Source organism: Micromonospora sp. CA-263727 (genome assembly GCF_050942455.1).
Taxonomy (GTDB): Bacteria; Actinomycetota; Actinomycetes; order Mycobacteriales; family Micromonosporaceae; genus Micromonospora.
In genome coordinates this window covers 693,654-712,684 of sequence record NZ_CP192031.1, presented here as the reverse complement: position 1 = coordinate 712,684, position 19,031 = coordinate 693,654, and the positions used below count along the sequence as shown (strand labels likewise).

The 19,031-nt window shown below is 72.7% G+C and carries 19 protein-coding genes and 1 pseudogene; 9 read left to right on the top strand and 11 right to left on the bottom strand.

Going from position 1 to position 19,031, the window contains the following annotated elements; translation table 11 throughout:
* Positions 1 to 8 precede the first annotated feature (8 nt).
* Together ACQPYA_RS03355 and ACQPYA_RS03350 are read right to left on the bottom strand one after the other, a co-directional pair.
* Positions 9 to 1,475, bottom strand: a complete 1,467-nt coding sequence (locus ACQPYA_RS03355) for a leucyl aminopeptidase family protein (RefSeq protein WP_433531162.1) — start codon at positions 1,473 to 1,475, stop codon at positions 9 to 11.
* 194 nt (positions 1,476 to 1,669) lie between these two features.
* Entirely contained in the window at positions 1,670 to 1,837 is a 168-nt protein-coding gene (locus tag ACQPYA_RS03350; protein ID WP_013283866.1) for a DUF3117 domain-containing protein, read from the bottom strand.
* A gap of 191 nt (positions 1,838 to 2,028) precedes the next feature.
* Here ACQPYA_RS03350 and ACQPYA_RS03345 point away from each other — a divergent pair, with 191 nt between their 5' ends.
* Both ACQPYA_RS03345 and ACQPYA_RS03340 read left to right on the top strand, forming a co-directional pair.
* Complete coding sequence (locus ACQPYA_RS03345) at positions 2,029 to 2,853, top strand: PaaX family transcriptional regulator (RefSeq protein WP_433531161.1); 825 nt, start codon at positions 2,029 to 2,031, stop codon at positions 2,851 to 2,853.
* Positions 2,850 to 3,635 (top strand): enoyl-CoA hydratase-related protein, encoded by a 786-nt coding sequence (locus ACQPYA_RS03340; RefSeq protein WP_433531160.1) that lies wholly within the window; start codon positions 2,850 to 2,852, stop codon positions 3,633 to 3,635. Before ACQPYA_RS03345 ends, ACQPYA_RS03340 begins: the two co-directional genes overlap by 4 nt.
* 21 nt (positions 3,636 to 3,656) lie before the next feature.
* Here the strand turns inward: ACQPYA_RS03340 and ACQPYA_RS03335 are convergent, their stop codons facing one another.
* Genes ACQPYA_RS03335 through ACQPYA_RS03320 form a run of 4 tightly spaced genes read right to left on the bottom strand, consistent with a single transcriptional unit; the run spans position 3,657 to position 6,003 of the window.
* Complete coding sequence (locus ACQPYA_RS03335) at positions 3,657 to 4,283, bottom strand: hypothetical protein (RefSeq protein ID WP_433531159.1); 627 nt, start codon at positions 4,281 to 4,283, stop codon at positions 3,657 to 3,659.
* A gap of 4 nt (positions 4,284 to 4,287) precedes the next feature.
* A complete protein-coding gene (locus tag ACQPYA_RS03330) occupies positions 4,288 to 4,878 on the bottom strand; it encodes a DNA-3-methyladenine glycosylase I (protein WP_433531158.1) in 591 nt (196 codons plus the stop codon).
* Positions 4,879 to 4,912: 34 nt separating this feature from the next.
* Positions 4,913 to 5,410 (bottom strand): SRPBCC family protein, encoded by a 498-nt coding sequence (locus tag ACQPYA_RS03325; RefSeq protein WP_433531157.1) that lies wholly within the window; start codon positions 5,408 to 5,410, stop codon positions 4,913 to 4,915.
* Entirely contained in the window at positions 5,407 to 6,003 is a 597-nt protein-coding gene (locus ACQPYA_RS03320) for a DivIVA domain-containing protein (RefSeq protein ID WP_433531156.1), read from the bottom strand. Before ACQPYA_RS03320 ends, ACQPYA_RS03325 begins: the two co-directional genes overlap by 4 nt.
* A gap of 144 nt (positions 6,004 to 6,147) precedes the next feature.
* On the opposite strand from ACQPYA_RS03320, the gene folP reads away from it, so the two are divergent.
* Positions 6,148 to 7,017: a dihydropteroate synthase gene (folP, locus tag ACQPYA_RS03315; RefSeq protein ID WP_433531155.1), complete on the top strand. Its 870-nt coding sequence runs from the start codon at positions 6,148 to 6,150 to the stop codon at positions 7,015 to 7,017.
* Positions 7,018 to 7,036: 19 nt separating this feature from the next.
* Here the strand turns inward: folP and ACQPYA_RS03310 are convergent, their stop codons facing one another.
* A complete protein-coding gene (locus ACQPYA_RS03310; RefSeq protein WP_433531154.1) occupies positions 7,037 to 7,414 on the bottom strand; it encodes an NADH-quinone oxidoreductase subunit A in 378 nt (125 codons plus the stop codon).
* Positions 7,415 to 7,748: 334 nt separating this feature from the next.
* Here ACQPYA_RS03310 and ACQPYA_RS03305 point away from each other — a divergent pair, with 334 nt between their 5' ends.
* Positions 7,749 to 9,596, top strand: coding sequence for a 2-oxoacid:acceptor oxidoreductase subunit alpha (locus ACQPYA_RS03305; RefSeq protein ID WP_433531153.1), 1,848 nt, complete (start codon positions 7,749 to 7,751; stop codon positions 9,594 to 9,596).
* Positions 9,589 to 10,623 (top strand): 2-oxoacid:ferredoxin oxidoreductase subunit beta, encoded by a 1,035-nt coding sequence (locus ACQPYA_RS03300; protein ID WP_433531152.1) that lies wholly within the window; start codon positions 9,589 to 9,591, stop codon positions 10,621 to 10,623. Before ACQPYA_RS03305 ends, ACQPYA_RS03300 begins: the two co-directional genes overlap by 8 nt.
* A gap of 90 nt (positions 10,624 to 10,713) precedes the next feature.
* Here ACQPYA_RS03300 and ACQPYA_RS03295 read toward each other — a convergent pair whose 3' ends face one another.
* Positions 10,714 to 11,355, bottom strand: coding sequence for an FMN-dependent NADH-azoreductase (locus ACQPYA_RS03295; protein WP_433531151.1), 642 nt, complete (start codon positions 11,353 to 11,355; stop codon positions 10,714 to 10,716).
* 83 nt (positions 11,356 to 11,438) lie between these two features.
* On the opposite strand from ACQPYA_RS03295, the gene ACQPYA_RS03290 reads away from it, so the two are divergent.
* On the top strand, positions 11,439 to 11,921 hold the full coding sequence (locus ACQPYA_RS03290) for a MarR family winged helix-turn-helix transcriptional regulator (protein ID WP_433531150.1): 483 nt from the start codon (positions 11,439 to 11,441) through the stop codon (positions 11,919 to 11,921).
* A gap of 3 nt (positions 11,922 to 11,924) precedes the next feature.
* On the opposite strand, the gene ACQPYA_RS03285 is transcribed toward ACQPYA_RS03290, so the two are convergent.
* Positions 11,925 to 12,938 carry a potassium channel family protein gene (locus ACQPYA_RS03285; RefSeq protein ID WP_433531149.1) on the bottom strand — a complete coding sequence of 338 codons (1,014 nt, stop codon included), beginning with the start codon at positions 12,936 to 12,938 and terminating at the stop codon, positions 11,925 to 11,927.
* Positions 12,939 to 13,154: 216 nt separating this feature from the next.
* On the opposite strand from ACQPYA_RS03285, the pseudogene ACQPYA_RS03280 reads away from it, so the two are divergent.
* Both ACQPYA_RS03280 and ACQPYA_RS03275 read left to right on the top strand, forming a co-directional pair.
* Positions 13,155 to 13,748 (top strand): annotated as a pseudogene (locus ACQPYA_RS03280) (helix-turn-helix domain-containing protein); the annotation flags it as partial.
* A gap of 179 nt (positions 13,749 to 13,927) precedes the next feature.
* Positions 13,928 to 14,509, top strand: coding sequence for a ClpP family protease (locus ACQPYA_RS03275; protein WP_433531148.1), 582 nt, complete (start codon positions 13,928 to 13,930; stop codon positions 14,507 to 14,509).
* Positions 14,510 to 14,543: 34 nt separating this feature from the next.
* Here ACQPYA_RS03275 and ACQPYA_RS03270 read toward each other — a convergent pair whose 3' ends face one another.
* On the bottom strand, positions 14,544 to 14,921 hold the full coding sequence (locus ACQPYA_RS03270; RefSeq protein WP_433531147.1) for a winged helix-turn-helix transcriptional regulator: 378 nt from the start codon (positions 14,919 to 14,921) through the stop codon (positions 14,544 to 14,546).
* 107 nt (positions 14,922 to 15,028) lie between these two features.
* Between ACQPYA_RS03270 and ACQPYA_RS03265 the strand changes: the two genes are divergently transcribed.
* Positions 15,029 to 15,877 (top strand): SDR family oxidoreductase, encoded by an 849-nt coding sequence (locus tag ACQPYA_RS03265; RefSeq protein WP_433531146.1) that lies wholly within the window; start codon positions 15,029 to 15,031, stop codon positions 15,875 to 15,877.
* 192 nt (positions 15,878 to 16,069) lie between these two features.
* Here the strand turns inward: ACQPYA_RS03265 and ACQPYA_RS03260 are convergent, their stop codons facing one another.
* The gene (locus tag ACQPYA_RS03260; RefSeq protein ID WP_433531145.1) at positions 16,070 to 18,910 is read right to left on the bottom strand and encodes a BTAD domain-containing putative transcriptional regulator; all 2,841 of its coding nucleotides are present in this window, start codon (positions 18,908 to 18,910) and stop codon (positions 16,070 to 16,072) included.
* Positions 18,911 to 19,031: the final 121 nt, after the last annotated feature.

The window sequence follows — 19,031 nt, the reverse complement described above, 5'->3', positions numbered from 1 at the left end:
CGGCCCGATCAGGAGAGCGTGGCCAGCCAGCGCAGCAGCCCGCGTACGCCCCAACCGGTCGCCCCCCGGGTCAGCTCCGCGTCGTCGCGCTCGCACCAGGAGGGCGCGGACATGTCGATATGCAGCCACCGTTCGCGCAGCTCGCCGGTGAACTCCCGCAGGTAGAGCGCGGCCAGCACGGAACCGGCGCCCTGGGTCGGGGCGCTGTGCAGGTCGGCCAGGTCGCTGCCGAGGTGCTCGACGTAGTCGGCGGGCAGCGGCATCCGCCAGGCGGCCTCGCCGGCCTCCCGGATGGCGGCCAGCAGGTCCGTGGCGAGCTGGTCGTCGTCGCTGTAGAGGGCGCCGGTACGGGTGCCGAGCGCGACCGCGTTCGCCCCGGTCAGGGTGGCCAGGTCGAGCAGCAGGTCGGGCTTGAGTTCCTGCACGGCGTAGGCCAGCGCGTCGGCGAGCACCAGCCGCCCCTCGGCGTCGGAGTTCGTCGTCTCGCTGGTCAGCCCGCCGTAGTGCCGGATGATGTCGCCCGGCCGGAACGCGCCGCCGCTGACCATGTTCTCGGCCAGCGGGGCGAGCGTGGTGATCCGGACCGGCAGCCGCAGCGCCGCCGCGCCGAGGGTCGCCGCGACGACGGCCGCCGCCCCGGCCATGTCCTTGCGCATCAGCTTCATCGCCGGCACCGGCTTGATCGAGATGCCGCCGGTGTCGAAGGTGATGCCCTTGCCGACCAGCACCACGTGGGTGCCGGCGTCGGCCGGGTGCCAGTCCAGCTCGACCAGACGCGGGCCGCTGGCCGAGCCACCGCCGACGGCGAGGATCCCGCCGAATCCCTCGGCGGCCAACTGCTCCGGCTCGCGGACCCGGAGCCGGAGTCCGGGCAGCTCCGCGGCGGCCTCGGCGATCTGCTCGGCGAACCACTGCGGGTTCTTGACCGAGGAGGGGGTGTTGGTGAGGTCACGGGCCAGGCGGGTCATCCGGGCGGTGGTCCGCGCCAGATCCACCGCCGGCTCGTACGTCTCGGGGTCGGAGACCGCCAGGTCGACGCCGGTCAGCGTGGGCGCGTCGGCGTCGGCGCCGAGCCGGTACCGGTAGGAGCCCAGCAGCAGTCCCTCGACGAGGCCGCGTACCGCCGCCGACGGCACGCCGACCGGCAAGGCGAGTGTGACATGCGTCTCATCGCGGGCTGCCCGGACCAGCGCCGCACCGGCCTTCCGCCAGGCCGCCTCGCCGCCCTCGCCGACGCAGAGCAGCAGTAACCGGGCCGGGGTACGCCCCGGTCGCAGCTGCGCATGGACCTCGCCCGCCCGGCCCTCGAACCGCGCGATCGGGGCCAGCGCGGCGGCCTCGTCGGCGACCCCGGCGGGCAACGCCACCGCGGTCGGAACCGGTTCGGCCGGCGCGCCGTCGGCGGCGCCCGGTCGGACGGGCAGGGCGACGGTGTCGAGCCGGTCCGGCTCGGCGGTCAGACGGATGGCGAGCACGCGGGGCCGTACCTCCTGGGGAAGATCGCGAGGCGGACCGCCCCGCGAGCTGTGCGCCCGGGGCGGATGCCCCGGAAAATGGTATGAAGGCCCTGAGCCACCGGCGGAGCCGGTGGCTCAGGGCAGGGGCGCGCCTGCGCAGACCCGCCCCGACGAACCGTCCGCGGCGGCGAGCGCCGACGAACCGGCCTTGCTCAGCCGGCGGCCGCCTTCAGCGCGTCACCGAGCGCCGTTGCCTCGTCGGGAGTCATCTCGACGACGAGCCGGCCACCGCCCTCCAGCGGGACCCGCATGACGATGCCCCGGCCCTCCTTGGTGACTTCCAGCGGACCGTCGCCCGTCCGCGGCTTCATCGCCGCCATGTTGTCTCCCCTCAGACCTACACCAGGGTCGGTGGGTTGCCCCACAGCCACTTCGCCATGACCCACCCGCAAGTTGCGCGGGAGTGTCGACCAACGATTTTCCCTGATGAACACCGCCGGACCCAAACCGAAGCAGCATTGATGTAACAGCATCTAGCTTATCCCGAGATGGCCTGTCACAATGTGCGGTCATGCAGGCACGGTCGGCGCTCTTCGACCTGTACGGCGACCACCTCCGACCCCGGGGTGGTCGGGCACCGGTTGCTGCCCTGGTCAGGCTGTTGTCACCGCTCGGGGTCGCCGCGCCGGCCGTCCGGACGGCGGTCTCCCGGATGGTCCGCCAGGGCTGGCTGGAACCCGTCAAACTCTCCTCCGGACCGGGATATTCGATCACACCGAAGGCGGCCCGCCGGTTGGACGAGGCCGCCTCCCGGATCTACCGGACCGGTCGGGTCAGCTGGGACGGGCGGTTCGACCTGCTGGTGCTGGACGCGCCGAGCGCGCGCCGGGATCGCCAGCGGCTCGCCGCCAACCTGCGCTTCCTCGGCTACGGCACGCTCGACGAGCAGACCTGGGTGGCCACCCGCCCGGCCGAGGACGTCGACCTGCTGCTCAGCGAGGCAGGCGTACGCTTCGAGCGGTTCAGCGCCGCGCACGCCGCCGGCACCCCGGGCGCGATGGGCCTGGTCCGCCGGGCCTGGGACCTGGCCGAGATCGGCCGGGCGTACGAGCAGTTCGTCGCCGACCAGCGACCGCTGCTCTCCGGGATCACCGTGCGCAGCGGCGACGAGGACGCGTACGCTGCCCGGTTCCGGCTGGTGCACGCGTGGCGTACGTTCCTCTTCCGGGATCCGCAGCTGCCCCCGGCGCTGCTCCCCGAACGTTGGCCCGGTATCGCCGCGGCCGGCTTCTTCGACCGGCACGCGGCCCGGCTCCGGCCGGCCGCCGACCGGTACGTCGAGCAGTGCCTCGACGGTGGTAACCGGACAGCCCAACAGAAGGGTCGCCAGACGTGACCGAGCCGCTGCTCGTCGACCGCACCGATGCCGTCGCCACCCTCACGCTGAACCGCCCGGCGGCGATGAACGCGCTCGACGTGGCGCTCAAGGAGGCGCTCCGGGACACCCTCGCCGAGCTGGCGGCCGACCGGTCCTGCCGGGCGGTGGTGCTCGCCGGAGCCGGCGGGTCGTTCAGCGCCGGTCAGGACCTGCGCGAGCACGTCAACGCCCTCCAGGCGGGCGCCGGGAATCCGCTGGACACCGTCCAGGAGCACTACAACCCGATCGCCAGCCGGCTGGCCAGCCTGCCCAAGCCGGTGGTGGCCGCGGTCCGCGGGATGGCCGCCGGCGCCGGCGCCTCGCTCGCCTTCCTGGCCGACATCCGCATCGGCGGGCCGTCGACCAGCTTCCTGATGGCGTTCGCCAAGGTCGGGCTCGCCGCCGACACCGGCGCATCCTGGACGCTGCCCCGGCTGGTCGGCCACGCCAAGGCCGTCGAGCTGCTGATGCTCGCTGAGCCGGTCCGCGCCGAAGAGGCGTGCCGGCTGGGCCTGCTCAACCGGATGACGGACGACGACGACAGCGTGCTGCCGACCGCCCAGGAACTCGCCGCCCGGCTCGCCGCCGGCCCGACCGTGGCGTACGGGGCGATCAAGCGCCAGCTCGCCGCCGCCGGCACCCTGGCCGACGCGCTGGCCGCCGAGGCAGCGGCGCAGGCGACCTGCGGCGGCACCACCGACCACCGGGCGGCCACGATGGCGTTCGTCAACAAGCAGAAGCCGGTCTTCGAGGGCCGCTGAGCCGGCCGGTGACGGCCGCGGTCAGTCGTCGTCCTCCTCCGGATCCTGGTTCGCCTCGACGCCGAGCACGAACGCCTGCATGGCCAGCTCGTCGCCGGAGGGCGAGACGAAGGCGGGCAGCTCCTGCGGGCCCAACTCCTGCACGTACGCCCAGAACAGCCGGACCGCCTCCGCCGGAGAGTCGGCCTCGATCGGCAGATCCAGGCTGACCAGCCAGGGCTGGCGCTGCGGGGGCGGGCCGAGCCGGTCGACCAGCGCGCGGAACGCCCCCGGATCCAGCGCGGTCACCGGCCCGTCGAGGGTCAGCACGTCGGCCGGCACCGGCTCGTCGAAGGCCCGCCGGGTGTACGCCACCACGAGCGCGTCGGGGCCCCGGTCGGACTGTGGATCGTCCGGATCCTCCGGGCGCCGGCCCGTCGGCGCGGCCACCCGGCCCACCGCGACCAGCCGGGGCGGCTCGTCGGCCAGCACCGCGACCTGGTCACCGGGGCGGGGCAGGGCGGCGTCGTCCAGCCCGGTCAACTCCAGCGTGTCGTGATGCACGAGCCGCTCGGCGTCGTACCGGCCGGCGGGCAGGAGCACCGCCCAGGTGCCAGTGCCGTCCGGGTGGCTCGCTCCGGGCACCCGATGTGCGGTGTCGGTCGTCATGTCCTCATCCCATCACGCCCGTTCCGGGCGTCACGACGTGGCAGCCCACTACGTGATCGTCGACCATCCCGGTGGCCTGCATCAGGGCATATGCCGTGGTCGGGCCGACGAACCGGAAGCCACGCCTCTTGAGCGCCCTGGCCATCGCCGTGGAGGCGTCGGTCAGCGCCGGCACCGCCGCATGGCTGGCCGGCCGGCCGCGCCCGGGTGCCGGCGCGAAGGACCAGAGCAGCGCGGACAGCCCTTCCGGCAGCTCCAGCGCGGCGCGGGCGTTGGCGATCGCCGCCTCGATCTTCGCGCGGTTGCGGACGATGCCCGCGTCGGCGAGCAGCCGGCCCACCTCGGCCTCGCCGTAACCGGCCACGGTGGCGATCTGGAAGTCGTCGAAGGCCAGCCGGAACGCCGGCCGCTTGCGCAGGATGGTCAGCCAGGACAGCCCGGACTGGAACGCCTCCAGCGTCATCCGCTCGTAGAGCGCGTCGTCGCCGTGCAGCGGGCGGCCCCACTCGGTGTCGTGATAGACCGCGTAGTCGGGGGTGCTCGCCCCCCAGCCGCAGCGGGCCCGCCCGTCGGCGCCGATCACCAGCTCAGTCACGCCGTCCAGGTTAGGCGAGCCCTCCGACACGGTGTCAGGGCAGACGGCCCTGTTCGACCTGGCGGGCGAAGCGCCGCAGCGCCTGGGTGAGGCTGAGCTTCGAGCCGGGCCAGAGCACCGGCCAGGCCACCCGACCGGCCGGCCCGCCCGGCAGGTGGAACCACTCGTGCCAGACCACCTGGGTGCGTCCGCTCTCCAGCTGGGTGCAGCGCAGCACGCCCGGGCCGCGCAGCAGCGTGCCGCAGTGCACCACACCGATCTCGTACGGCGCGTCCACCCGGACCACCCGCATCCGGTCCCGCAGCACGGCCGGACCGAGCGTGGTGACCGACTCGATCAGGCTGCCCTCGCCGCCGTCGCCCTCGACCACCCGCACGGTGGTGAACGGGATCCACTCGGACTGCCGTTCCCAGGCGAGCAGTGCCGCGAAGACCTTCTCCGCGGGCGCGTTGACGATCACCGTGGCGGTGACCTCACCGGCACCCCGCTGGGCGACCTCGCGAAGGTCGTCCGGGGCGTCCGGGTCGCTCACGCCGACTCCGAGCGGACCACGGAACTGCGCGGCTCCCCCTCCGGTGCCCCGGCGGCGACCGGCTCCCCGGCACCGCGCACCTCGTCGGTGGTCTCGGGCCCGGCGCTCTCGGCCTGCGCGACGCTGACCTCCTCGGCCGCAGCGGTGCCGGCGTCCTCGGCGGGCGTGCCCTCCTCGGCCCGGCCGGCCTCCGATTCGGGGGCCGGGCCGGAGGCGTCCACGGCGGGTGCCGGGCCGGAGGACTGCTCGCGGGCCTTCCGCAGGGCCTCGGCGTCGGCCGTCCGCCCCTCCCGCAACGCGGCCACCTCGGCCTCCAGCACGCCGATCAGCTCCGTCTTGTAGCCGATGTCGTACGCCGCCCGGCGCAGCGCCTGGTCGACCTGGGCCATCCGGTACCCGCGCGCCGCGGTGTCGAAGCGCACCTCGCCCACGTCCGACTCGCGCAGCGGCCGGTCACCGGGCAGGGGCACCGCCCGGCCGTCCGCCTCGACCGGCCCCAGACCGGGATCCCGGCCCGTGACCAGCACCGTCACGCCGAACACCACCGCCGCGACGGTCACCGCCACGACCAGCAGGAGCAGAAGCTGACCCATGTACTGATCGTGGCACGTCGACGGGAGCGGGGCGACCCCACCCGGCGCGGCGTACCGGACGGTGGCCCGCGACCTGCGACCGGATAGCGTCACCGGTGGCCGGCGGCGTGCTCCCGGCGGCCGACGGTCTCTGAGGGAGGTGGCGTGGCCGGGGTGCTGCGGCTCGGTGCACGGACGTTCGGCCCCGACGAGCCGGTGGTGATGGCGATCGTCAACCGCACCCCGGACTCGTTCTTCGACCGGGGCGCGACTTTTGCCGCCGACAGTGCCCTGCGAGCGGTGGAGCGCGCGGTGGACGAGGGCGCGGGGATCGTCGACATCGGCGGGGTGAAGGCCGGGCCGGGCGCGGAGGTCGACGTCGCCGAGGAGATCCGCCGCACGGTCGGCACCATCGCCGCGGTCCGGGCCGCCTTCCCGGAGTTGGTCATCTCGATCGACACCTGGCGTGCCGAGGTCGCGGTGGAGGCGGTGGCGGCCGGCGCGGACCTGCTCAACGACACCTGGTCGGGGGCGGATCCGGCGCTGGCCCGGGTCGCCGCGCAGACCGGGGCCGGGCTGGTCTGCTCGCACGCCGGTGGGCTCAGCCCGCGGACCCGGCCGCACCGGGCCGCCTTCGACGACGTGGTGGCCGACGTCGTGACGACGGTGACCGGGCTCGCCGAGCGCGCGGTGTCGTTGGGCGTACGCGCCGACGGGATCCTCATCGACCCGGCGCACGACTTCGGCAAGAACACCCGTCACTCGCTGGAGATCACCCGTCGACTCGGGGAGTTGGCGGCCACCGGCTGGCCGCTGCTGGTCGCGCTGTCGAACAAGGACTTCATCGGCGAGACGCTGGACCTGCCGGTCGCCGAACGGCTGGAGGGGACGCTGGCCGCGACGGCGGTCTCCGCGTGGCTGGGGGCCCGGGTCTTCCGGGCGCATCAGGTACGCCAGACCCGTCGGGTCCTGGACATGGTCGCCTCGATCCAGGGGCACCGACCGCCCGCCCTCACCCGCCGCGGTCTCGCCTGACCCTCCTCCGGTCGACGGGTCAGGTCCAGCGGAGGATGTTGCGGCGCCAGGCGTAGAGCAGCCCGAGGGCGAGGACGGCCACGAAGATCGCCATCTCGATCACGGTGACCAGCCCGAAGCCGGGCCGGTCGAAGACCACCGCCCACGGGAAGAGAAACACCGCCTCGACCGCGAAGAGCACGTAGAGATAGGCGTAGACGTAGTAGCGGATCTGCATCTGCGCCCAGTCGCCGCCGACCGGGTCGAGGCCGCACTCGTAGTTGGCGAGCTTGCCGGGCGGGGCGGCCGGACGGGCGGGACGCAGCAGCCGGTTGGCCGAGAAGGCGACCACGAGGAAGAGGACGCTGGCGAGCAGCAGCAGCCCGAGCGTCGCGTACGAGCCCAGGTAACCGGTCACGGTCGGTCAGCCTACCGTCCCCGCCGGTCCGCCGCGCTCTGTCGGGCTCCCGACCTCGGTCAGAAGGTGAGCGGTGATCTGGATTACGGCGTGCCGGACGAAACATCGCAAGAGGCTGCATAAACCCCCACATTCCATTCCCAGTCGACGGACCTCCGGGGAAGGCGCGAGCCTGTTTCGACGTAGGCTCTCGGGTGAGGAATGACAAGCGGACCGGCGTTCACACCACGGCCGGTACAGCGGCGCGTCGAGGAGGTCTCGTGGCCGGGCAAGGCGGGGTCACCATCCAGTTCAGCCGGCCGCGCCGCAGCGCGCAGCGAAGTGAGGTGCGGCCGTGAGCAAGCAGATCCGTCAACTGGACCGGGTGGTCATCCGGTTCGCCGGCGACTCCGGCGACGGCATGCAGCTGACCGGTGACCGGTTCACCTCGGAGACCGCGCAGTTGGGCAACGACATCTCCACGTTGCCCAACTTTCCGGCCGAGATCCGGGCTCCCGCCGGCACCCTGCCGGGCGTGTCGAGCTTCCAGGTGCACTTCGCCGACTACGACATCCTCACCCCCGGCGACGCGCCGAACGTGCTGGTGGCGATGAACCCGGCGGCGCTCAAGGCCAACCTCACCGACCTGCCCCGCGGTGCCGACATCATCGTCAACACCGACGAGTTCACCAAGCGCAACCTGGCCAAGGTCGGCTACGCGAGCAGCCCGCTCGACGACGACACCCTCGCCGGGTACGCGGTGCACCCGGTGGCGCTGACCTCGATGACGATCGGCGCGCTGGCCGGGCTCGACGTGTCCAAGAAGGATGCCGAGCGGGCCAAGAACATGTTCGCCCTCGGCCTGCTCAGCTGGATGTACTCCCGGCCGTACACCTCGACGCTGCGGTTCCTGGAGCGCAAGTTCGCCAAGCGGCCCGAGCTGGTCGCGGCGAACGTGGCCGCCTTCAAGGCCGGCTGGAACTTCGGCGAGACCACCGAGGACTTCGCCGTCCGCTACGAGGTCAAGCCGGCGAAGATGCCGACCGGCACCTACCGCAACATCACCGGCAACGCCGCGCTGTCGCTCGGCATCGTCGCCGCCGGGGTCCGCTCCGGGCTGCCGGTCTTCCTCGGCGCGTACCCGATCACCCCGGCCTCGGACATCCTGCACGAGCTGAGCAAGCACAAGCGGTTCGGTGTCACCACCATGCAGGCCGAGGACGAGATCGCCGCGATCGGCGCGGCGCTGGGCGCGTCGTACGGCGGCGCGCTCGGGGTGACCACCACCAGTGGGCCGGGCGTGGCGCTCAAGGGCGAGACGATCTCCCTCGCGGTGGCGCTGGAGCTGCCGCTGGTCATCGTCGACGTGCAACGGGCCGGGCCCTCCACCGGCCTGCCGACCAAGACCGAGCAGGCCGACCTGAACATGGCCCTCTTCGGCCGGCACGGCGAGGCGCCGGTGGCGGTGATCGCGCCGAAGTCGCCGTCCGACTGCTTCCACGCCGCCCTGGAGGCGGCGCGGATCGCGCTGACCTACCGCACGCCGGTGATCCTGCTGTCGGACAACTACGTCGCCAACGGCTCCGAGCCGTGGCTGCTGCCCGACGTGGAGTCCCTGCCGGACCTGCGGGTCGAGTTCGCCACCGCACCGAACGGCGAGGACGGCACCACCTTCCTGCCGTACCTGCGCGACCCGCAGACCCTGGCCCGGCCCTGGGCCATCCCGGGCACCGCCGGGCTTGAGCACCGCATCGGCGGGCTGGAGAAGGCCGACAAGACCGGCGACATCTCGTACGACCCGGCAAACCACGACTTCATGGTGCGTACCCGGGCGGCCCGGATCGAGGCGATCCCGGTGCCGGACGTCGAGGTGGAGGACCCGGACGGCGACGCCCGGGTGCTGGTGCTCGGTTGGGGCTCGACGTACGGGCCGATCGGTGCGGCCTGCCGCGCGCTACGCCAGCGTGGGATGCCGGTCGCGCAGGCACACCTGCGGCACCTCGCGCCGATGCCGGCCAACCTGGGCGCGGTGCTCCGCTCCTACGACCGGGTGGTCATCCCCGAGATGAACCTCGGCCAGCTCGCCCACGTGATCCGGGCCCGCCACCTGGTCGACGCGATCGGCTACAACCAGGTCCGCGGCCTGCCGTTCACCGCCGCCGAGCTGGAGACGATGCTGGAAGAGGTGCTGAAGAATGTCTGAGCCGATCGCTCTCAAGCTCACCACCAAGGACTTCAAGTCCGACCAGGAGGTGCGCTGGTGCCCCGGCTGCGGTGACTACGCGATCCTGGCCGCCGTCCAGCAGTTCATGCCGGAGCTGAACATCCCCCGGGAGAACATCGTCTTCGTCTCGGGCATCGGCTGCTCCTCGCGCTTCCCGTACTACATGAACACCTACGGGATGCACTCGATCCACGGCCGCGCCCCGGCGATCGCCACCGGCCTGTCGGTCTCCCGCCCCGACCTGTCGGTGTGGGTGGTCACCGGCGACGGCGACGCGCTCTCCATCGGCGGCAACCACCTGATCCACGCGCTGCGCCGCAACGTCAACCTCAAGATCCTGCTCTTCAACAACCGGATCTACGGCCTGACCAAGGGCCAGTACTCCCCCACCTCCGAGGTCGGCAAGATCACGAAGTCGACGCCGGTCGGCTCGGCGGACGCGCCGTTCAACCCGATCTCGCTGGCGCTCGGCGCGGAGGCCACCTTCGTCGGCCGGACCATCGACTCCGACCGCAAGCATCTCCAGTCGGTGCTGCGCGCCGCGGCCGAGCACGAGGGTTCCGCCTTCGTGGAGATCTACCAGAACTGCAACATCTTCAACGACGGGGCGTTCGAGCAGCTCAAGGAGCCGGGCACCCGGGACGACCACCTGATCCGGCTGGAGCACGGCCAGCCGATCACGTTCGGCGCCGACGGCCAGTTCTGCGTCGTGCACCCGCCGCGTGGCTTCGGCCTGGAGGTACGCGAGACCGCCTCCACCCCGGCCGAGGAGATCGTCGTGCACGACGCCACGGTCGCCGACCCCGCGTACGCGTTCGCGCTCTCCCGGCTGCCCGGGTTCGACCTGCGCAACACCCCGATCGGTGTGTTCCGTTCGGTGCGTCGGCCCTCGTACGACAGCGTGGTGCAGGAGCAGCTGGCCGAGGCGAAGGCAAAGGTCACCGAGACCCCGGAGCAGCAGCTCGCCGGCCTGCTGGCCAGCGGTGACACCTGGACCATCGGCTGACCGGCGACTGCGCCGACAGACGCAGCGGGCGGGCCGTCCCTTTCTCGGGACGGCCCGCCCGCTGCGTGGTAGCCCGACGGGTGGTGGCGGTCAGACCGTCGCCGGCACCCAGAGCTCGTCGATGGCCCGCTCGGCGGCGGCGAGGCTCTCCTGGTGCAGCGGCACCAGCTCGGCCATGGCGGGCACGGTCGGGGCGAGCGTCAGCTCGGCGGCGATGAAGCGCGGCGTCAGACCGGTCATCGAGAGGCCGTGCGGCAGCCAGGGCTCGGCGTGGTCCCAGCCCTCGCGCGGGGTGCCCGAGCCGTAGCCACCGCCACGGGACGCCAGCACGATGAACTCGCGGTCGCCCAGCAGCCCGGCACCGGTCGCCGGGTCGTACGACAGGCCGGGCGCGATGAGCAGGTCCACCCAGGTCTTCACGCTGCTCGGTGCGCCGTAGTTGTAGAGCGGCAGCCCCAGCAGCACCGTGTCAGCCTGCTTCACCTCGGCCACCAGTTGCTCGGTCAGCTCCCAGGATCGGCGCTGCTCCGGGCTGTGCTGCTCGGCCGGCGTCATCCGCGCCAGGCCCCCCACCTCGTCGAGGTGCGGCAGTGGCTGCTTGCCGAAGTTGCGGTAGGTGATCGTGCCCTCCGGGTGGGCGGCACGCCACGCGGCTGCGGCACGGGCGGTGAGCCGCCGGCTGACCGACTGTTCCCCGCGGATGCTCGTGTCGATGTGCAACAGGTGCGGCATTGGATAACCCTCCACAGATCGTTTGTGTAGCGCCAACCATTTATAGCAGGCCAACATTTCGCCGCGCGGGTAAACTGGGTCACATGCCTGCCGGGCCGGTCGACCAGACGGAGCGCCGCTCCGGGGCGCTGCTCGACTACCTGGCCCGGCGGATGCGGCTCCGGTCGGAGTCGGTGCTGGCGCCGCTCGGGCTGCGGCCCCGGCACCTCGTCGCCCTCACCGTGCTCCGGGAAGCGGAAGGCATCAGCCAGCAGGGGCTCGCCAGCAGCCTGCAAATCGACGGCACGAACGTCGTGGGGTTGCTCAACGATCTCGAAGCCGCCGGCCTGGTGGAGCGCCGACGCTCACCCGAGGACCGCCGGCGGCACGTGGTGAGCCTGACCGAAACCGGCGGAAAACGCCTCAACGAGGCCGAATGCGCGCTGGCCGGCGTCGAGGACGAGGTGCTCGGCGCGCTGGATCCCGCCGAGCGCGACACCCTCTACGAGCTGCTCCGGCGGGCGAGCAGCGGAGCGCCGGCCACCTGCACCGAGGCGGTCAGCGAAGACCGCGACGCCCTCTGCTGACCATCACGGCAGGGTGTTGGCCGCGGGGCGGTCGTCACGGACGTGCACCAGCATGTCGCCGGTCTCGACGACCGCGCCCGCCCGGTCCGCCAGGGTGACCACCTTGCCCCGCCGGACCAGCGCGATGACCAGCGTCTCCAACTCCCGGGGCGACCTGCCGACCTCGTGACGCTCCGCGGAGCGCATGGCCAGCGCCATGCCCTGGCCCGGGGTGAGCAGATCCTCCACCACGTCGATCAGCGGCGGGGCAGAGGTCGACAGGCCCAGCAGCCGGCCGGCGGTCGCCGAGGAGACGATCACGTGGTGCGCCCCGCTCTGCTTGAGCAGCGGGGCGTTCTCCGCCTCCCGGGCCGCGGCGATGATCCGGACCTGCCCGGCGGTCAACTGCCGTACGGTCAGCGCCACCAGCACCGACGCGTCGTCGCTGTCGGTCGCGATGATCACCGCTTTGGCGGTACGCACATGCGCCTGGTCGAGCACCGAGGAGCGGGTCGCCGAACCCTCGATGGCGACCAGCCCGTTCGAGGTGGCCTGGCGCAACGCCGGCCCGCTGCGCTCCACCACCACGATCCGGGACTTGTCGAGCCCGTTCTCCAGCAGGGCGGAAACCGCGCTGCGACCCTTGGTGCCGTAGCCGCAGATGATCACGTGGTCCTTCAATTTTCTCTCCCACCGGTGCAGGCGACGGCCGGTCCGGTACTGCTCGGTCAGGACCTCCAGTGTGGTGCCGACCAGGATGATCAGGAACAGCACCCGGGCCGGAGTGATCAACAGGACGTTGACCAGCCGGGCGCTCTCGCTGACCGGGGCGATGTCGCCGTAGCCGGTGGTGGAGAGGGTGACGACCGTGTAGTAGAAGCAGTCGAGCAGGCTGAGACCGTCGCCGTTGATATCGCGGTAGCCGTGCCGGTCGATGTAGACCACGGCCACGGTGGCGAACACCAGCCCGATCGCGGCGGCCAGCCGCAGGCTCAGCGCGCTGAGGGGTCCCCGCCGCTGCGCCGGAAAATGGATCACCGCGGGGCCTTCCCCGCCGCCGTCGCGTGCACGCCCACAACATAGCTGCTGAGCAGGGAACCGCACCCCGAGGTGGTGGCGAAAGAGCGCCGGTGGCGGTGCCGCCGCTGCGGATGGGCGCAGAGACGCCAGTGGCCACCGGTCGGGCACTGCGCTCGGGACACTCGACGGGCATGATGGGGAGGTCCCGCAGGACCGGCGAGAGTGAGGCCCCGCATGTCGTTGCTGCGACGGGTGATCGGCGCGGTACTGCGCCGGGAACGCCAACGCCAGGGCCGCACGCTGCGCGAGGTGGCCCGCGCCGCCGGCGTCTCGGTGCCCTACCTCTCCGAGGTCGAACGCGGACGCAAGGAGGCTTCCTCGGAGGTGCTCGCGGCGATCTGCCGTGCGCTCGGTCTCTACCTCTCCGACCTGCTTGAAGAGGTCCGCGACGAGCTGCGGCGAGTCGAGCGGCGGGCGCCGGCCACACCCCAGGGCAGCTACGTCCCGGCCGTGCGGATCGCCCCCGTCGGCCGCGGTACGGACGGATCCAGCCATCCCGTCGCCCGCCTCGGATTCGGCGCCGTCACCACGTCGACGGCGAACGGGTGGCTCGGCGGCCCCGCTCCCACCGGCGGGCCGGGGCTGACCAGCGGACACAGGCTGACCGGCGGACCCCTCACCACCGGGCTGGGCGGCAGCCTGACCGGCGGGCTCCGGGTCGTCGTGTTCGCCGACCCGAGCGCTCCCGTCGACGGCCCCGCCCAAGGCTCGTCACCGCGCCGCGACCCTTCGCGGCGGGCCAGGGCACGGGTGCGGGCCGCCCGCCGTGCCCATACGCTCGCCCGGTCCCATGGCGGCCGGTCGGGGCATGCCCCGCGCCGGTTCTGCCGTGGGCGGATCTGCCGGGCGCAGAACCGCTGGAGGACGCCCGCCCGCCCGGCGCACGCTGAACGGGCCGGCTCCCGGGCGACCTGACGCCGCCCACCGGCGCGCGGAGGGCGGACACAATGATCACGATGTTGGACGACGGGCAGCGGACCTTCGGCGACCAGGTCTTCGAGCGGCTGCTGCGGGAACGGATCGTCTACCTCGGCAGCGAGGTGACCGACGAGGCGGCCAACCGGATCTGTGGCCAGATCCTGCTGCTCGCCGCCGAGGACGCGGAGCGGGACATCCAGCTCTACATCAACTCTCCGGGCGGCTCGGTGAGCGCGGGGATGGCGGTCTACGACACCATGCACTTCGTCCGCAACGACGTGGCGACCCTGGCGCTCGGTCTGGCCGGCTCGATGGGGCAGTTCCTGCTCACCGCGGGCACGGCCGGCAAGCGGTACGCGCTGCCGCACACCCGGATCCTGATGCACCAGCCCTCCGGCGGGATGGGCGGCACCGCCTCCGACATCACCATCCAGGCGGAGAACATGCTGCACGTGAAGCGCACCATGCAGGAGTTGATCGCCCGGCACAGCGGGCGCACCCTCGCCGAGATCCAGCAGGACTGGGACCGCGACCGCTGGTTCACCGCCGAGGAGGCCCAGACCTACGGCCTGATCGACCAGGTCCTGACCACCGCCGCCCAACTCCCCTGATCGAGGGGTCACAAGCTCGGCGCGGGTAACGGGGTCAGCGTGGGGAGTGGGTGTCGTAGCGGGCGCGGGCGGCCTCGACCTCGGCGAGATGCTCGGTGGCCCAGGCTTCCAGGCCGGCCAGCAGCGTCAGCAGGCTGCGGCCGAGGTCGGTGAGGGCGTAGTCGACCCGGGGCGGCACGGTGGCGTGCACCGTCCGGGTGATCAGGCCGTCCCGTTCCAGGCCGCGCAGGGTCTGGGTGAGCATCTTCTGGCTCACCCCGTCGATCCGCCGGGCCAGTTCGCTGTACCGCTTGGGCGCCCCGGCGAGGGTCAGCACCACCAGGACGCTCCACCGGTCGCCGATCCGGTCGAGCACCTGCCGGCTGCCGCATTTCCGGTCGTACAGGTTCGGCTCCACGTCTTTACTCTCCATCAGTAAGTCACGCACCTGAAGGTGCCTACTCTCCAACGGGAAGTGTTGGCCCGATGTTCCCCGTTGACCTCAGCGTCAGGCAGTCATCCCTGGAGGGAGCAGGACCCATGTCCATCGTCGTCACCGGTGCCACCGGGCACCTCGGCCGACTCATCGTCACCTCGCTGCTGGACCGGGGCGTGCCGGCCACGGAGATCGTGGCGCTGGGCCGGGACACCAGCCGGCTCGCCGACCTGGCCGGCCGCGGGGTGATCGTCCGGCGGGCCGACTACGACGAGCCCGAGTCGCTGCGCGCGGCGTTTGCCGGAGCCGAGAAGCTGATGTTCGTCTCCGGCAGCGAGGTCGGCCGCCGTGTGGCACAGCACCAGAACGTGATCGCCGCGGCCAAGGAGGCCGGCGTCGGGCTGGTCGTCTACACCAGCATCCCGAAGGCCGACACCTCCAGCCTCATCCTGGCCGCCGAACACCGGGCCACCGAGCAGGAGATCGTCGCCTCGGGGCTGCCACACGTCTTCCTGCGCAACAGCTGGTACCTGGAGAACTATCTTCCGCAGCTGCCGACGTACCTCGAACACGGGGTTTTCGGCGCGGCGGGTGACGGGCGGATCAGCGCCGCCGCCCGCGCGGACTTCGCCGAGGCCGCCGCCGCGGTGCTGACCGGCGACGGCCACGCCAACCGGGTGTACGAGCTGGGCGGCGCGGCGTTCGCCCTCGGCGAGCTGGCCGCCGAGGTGTCCCGGCAGAGCGGGCGCGAGGTCGGCTACACCGACCTGCCGGTGGAGAAGTACGTCGAGGTCCTGGTCGACGCCGGCCTGCCGCAGGGGTACGCGGAGGTGCTTGCCGACGGCGACCGGGGCGCCGCCCAGGGCGAGCTCCACGTCGAGCGCGACGACCTGGCCACGCTGATCGGCCGGGCCCCGCTCACCCTCGCCGAGGCGATCCGCGCCGCACTCTGATCACCGACCGGCCCCGCCGCCCCGGCACACGTGCCGGGGCGGCGGGCGGGAAGGAACCGTGACGACATCGGCTCGGAACGGCCATCGCGCTAGGTTCCGGCGCAGGCCAGCATCGATCGAATGTTATCGATAACAAGCGACCGGTCAACCGAAGCGGGCCGCGAACCCGGCCGGCGATCGGAGTTGCTCGGCTCACTGCGGCAGGGACGACAGGACCGCCACCAGCTCTGCCCAGTCCAACTGTCGTCCCCGTGCCGTCGCCGCCCGGCACGTCTCCTCGTCCAGTGCCTCCCGCACGGCGCGGGCGCTGGCCGGCGCGTCGAGCGGGTCCATGCGCTCCGGAAAGTAGCCGATCGTGGCACCGAGCGCCGCCACCGCGCCGAGCAGCACCGCACCCGATGCGGCCTCTCCCGTCCGCGCCAGCACCCCGGCGAGGGAATGCACCAGCGCCAGCCAACTCGCCCGGTCGTTGCCCGGGTCGGTCTCCAGCACCAGGGCGCGGAGCGTACGCAGTGCCTGCTCCGGCTGGCCCCGGTCCAGGCTGACCTTTCCCCCGGCCCAACCCGAGGAGAGCACGGCCCACCAGTGGCCGCACTCCCGAGCCAGCCGGTTCGCCTCGGTCAACTCCCGGTGTGCCCGTTCCAGGTCGCCGGCGATCCGGCTGATCTGCCCCCGTACGGTCAGGGCCTCTGCCCGGACGCCGGGGTGTCCGACGGCCTCGGCCAGCGCCACCGCCTGGTCGGCCACGGCCTGCGCGCCGGCCAGGTCCCCGGCCATCATGATCATTGACGCCAGGTAGTTGACCGCGGTCGCCCGGACGTCCCGGGCACCGACCCGTTCGCCGAGTCCGGCCGCGGTACGGAACACCTCCGAGGCCCCGGCATGGTCCCCGGTCAGGTACGTGACCCCACCGATCGCGAGGAGCAGCCGGGCCCGTACCAGGAGCAGTTCCTCCCCATGCGCCGTGTCGGCCGCGACCTCCTTGAGCAGGGCAGACTCCGCGGCACGTCCCCATCGGAGGCCGTCGGTGATCTGCCCGGTCCGGAACCAGAACCAGGCCAGCGCGGCACAGATCCGGGCCGCGCCGAGGACGTCCCCGGTCTCCAGGGCCGACTCCAGGCCGGCCGCGATGTTGTCCCGCTCCAGCCGTAGCCGCTGCATCCAGTGGGCGCCGTCGGCGGTGAGCAGCCGTGGCTCGGCGGCCTCCACCAGCCCGAGCAGCCAGGCCCGGTGCCGGAGCCGGAGGGCCGCCCGCTCGGCCTCGGAGAGCAGACCGGCGGCGTAGTGCCGGATGGAGTCCAGCATCCGGTAGCGCCGCGGAGTGTGCATGGCGTCGACCGAGACCAGCGACTTGCGCACCAGGCTGAGCAGCGCCGGCAGGATGCGGGGCAGCTCGGGCCCCGTCCCCACCTGCTGGGCGGCGTCCAGGTCGAAGCCGCCGTCGAAGACGCTGAGCCGGCGGAACAACTGCTGTTCGGGCGGGGTGAGCAGGTGGTGACTCCACTCGATGGTCCGCTCCAGCGTGGCGTGCCGATGCCCGCCGGCTCGACCGCTGCCGAGCAGCGCGAAGCGGTCGTCCAACTGGTCCAGGATCTCCCGCAGGGAGAGCGCCCGGCACTGCGCGGCGGCCAGCTCGATGGCGAGCGGCAGGCCGTCCAGTTCCCGGCAGAGTTGCCGGGCGACCGGCCGGTCCGCCTCGGTCAGCGCGTCGCCCGGCAACACCGCCGCCCGCCGGGCGGTCAGCAGGGCCACCGCGTCCTCCGGCGGCAACGACGTCAACTCCAGCAAGGCTTCGCCGGCGATGCCCAGCGACTGTCGGGTGGTGACGAGGATCTGTACCGCCGGTCCGGCGGCGAGCAGCGCGGTGGCCAGGTCGGCGACCGCGTCCACCAGGTGCTCGGCGTTGTCCAGCACGATCAGCGTGCGCCGCTCGCCGACGAGCCGGGCCAACTCGGGCAGCCCCGCCGGCTCCGGCAGGCCCAGGGCGTCGGCGACGGTACGCGCCAACAGCGTGCCGTCGCGCACCCCGGCCAGCTCCACCAGCCACGGGCCGTCCGGGTCGGCGCGCTCGCACAGGCTCTCCATGGCCAGCCGGGTCTTGCCCACTCCGCCGGGGCCGGTCACGGTAACCAGGCGGTGCTCGGCGAGGAGGGCGTTCAGGCGGGCCCGTTCGGCGTCGCGGCCGACGAAGGAGGAGATGGCGGCGGGCAGGTTACGGCTTGACGGCGCTCGACCGGCAGCGGCGGTGAGCGCCGGAGCGCGGGCGACGGAGACCCACAGTGACTCGTCCTGTCGCAGGATGGCCTCCTGTATCCGAAGCAGACCCGGCCCGGGATCCGCGCCCAGCTCGGCGGCGAGCCGGTCCCGTGCCTCACGCAGCACGGCCAGCGCATCGCCCTGCCGGCCGGTCTGGTAGAGGGCGACGGCCAGCAGTTCCCAACCGCGCTCGCGCAACGGGTACTCGATGACCAGCGCCTGCAACTCGCCGATCGCCGTGGCGAAGTCACCGACCGCGAGCAGGGCGGCCAGGCGCAGCTCCCGCGCCGCCGTGTGCAACGAGTCCAGCCGGGCCACCGTCGAGGCGGCGAACGGCGCGTCGAGGAAGTCGGCGTACGCCGCCCCACGCCAGAGCCCGAGCCCCTGGTCGAGGTGGCCCAGGGCGGCGTGTGGGTCGCCCCGATCCAGGTGCCGGCCGCCCACGGTCACCAGGCGGGTGAAGCGTTCCGCGTCCACGGCCTCGGCCGGGACCCGCAGCGCGTACCCGGGGCCCTCCCGTACCAGCAACTGCGGCGCCGTGCGGGCCGCCCGGTCCGGTTCCAACGCCCGGCGCAGCGAGGCCACGTACCCGAAGAGGGTGGCCATGGAGGGTGGCTCGGTGTCGCTCCAGACCTGTTCCATGAGCCGTTCGGAGGAGACGCTGCTGGGGCGGGCGGCGAGCAGAGCGGCGAGAACCGCTCGTTGACGAGGCCCACCAAGATCGACCTCCTCGCTGCCGACCTCCGCGGCCAACGGTCCAAGGACCCGGAACTGCACGTGCACGGTTCTCCCCACCCGGCAGGCGCTCGCCGCTGGCGCCACGCCCCCGCTGCGCTCCCAGTGATCGAACAAAGATCGAATCAGAGCACCGGGGCTTCGGCCAGTCCGGCACGCGACA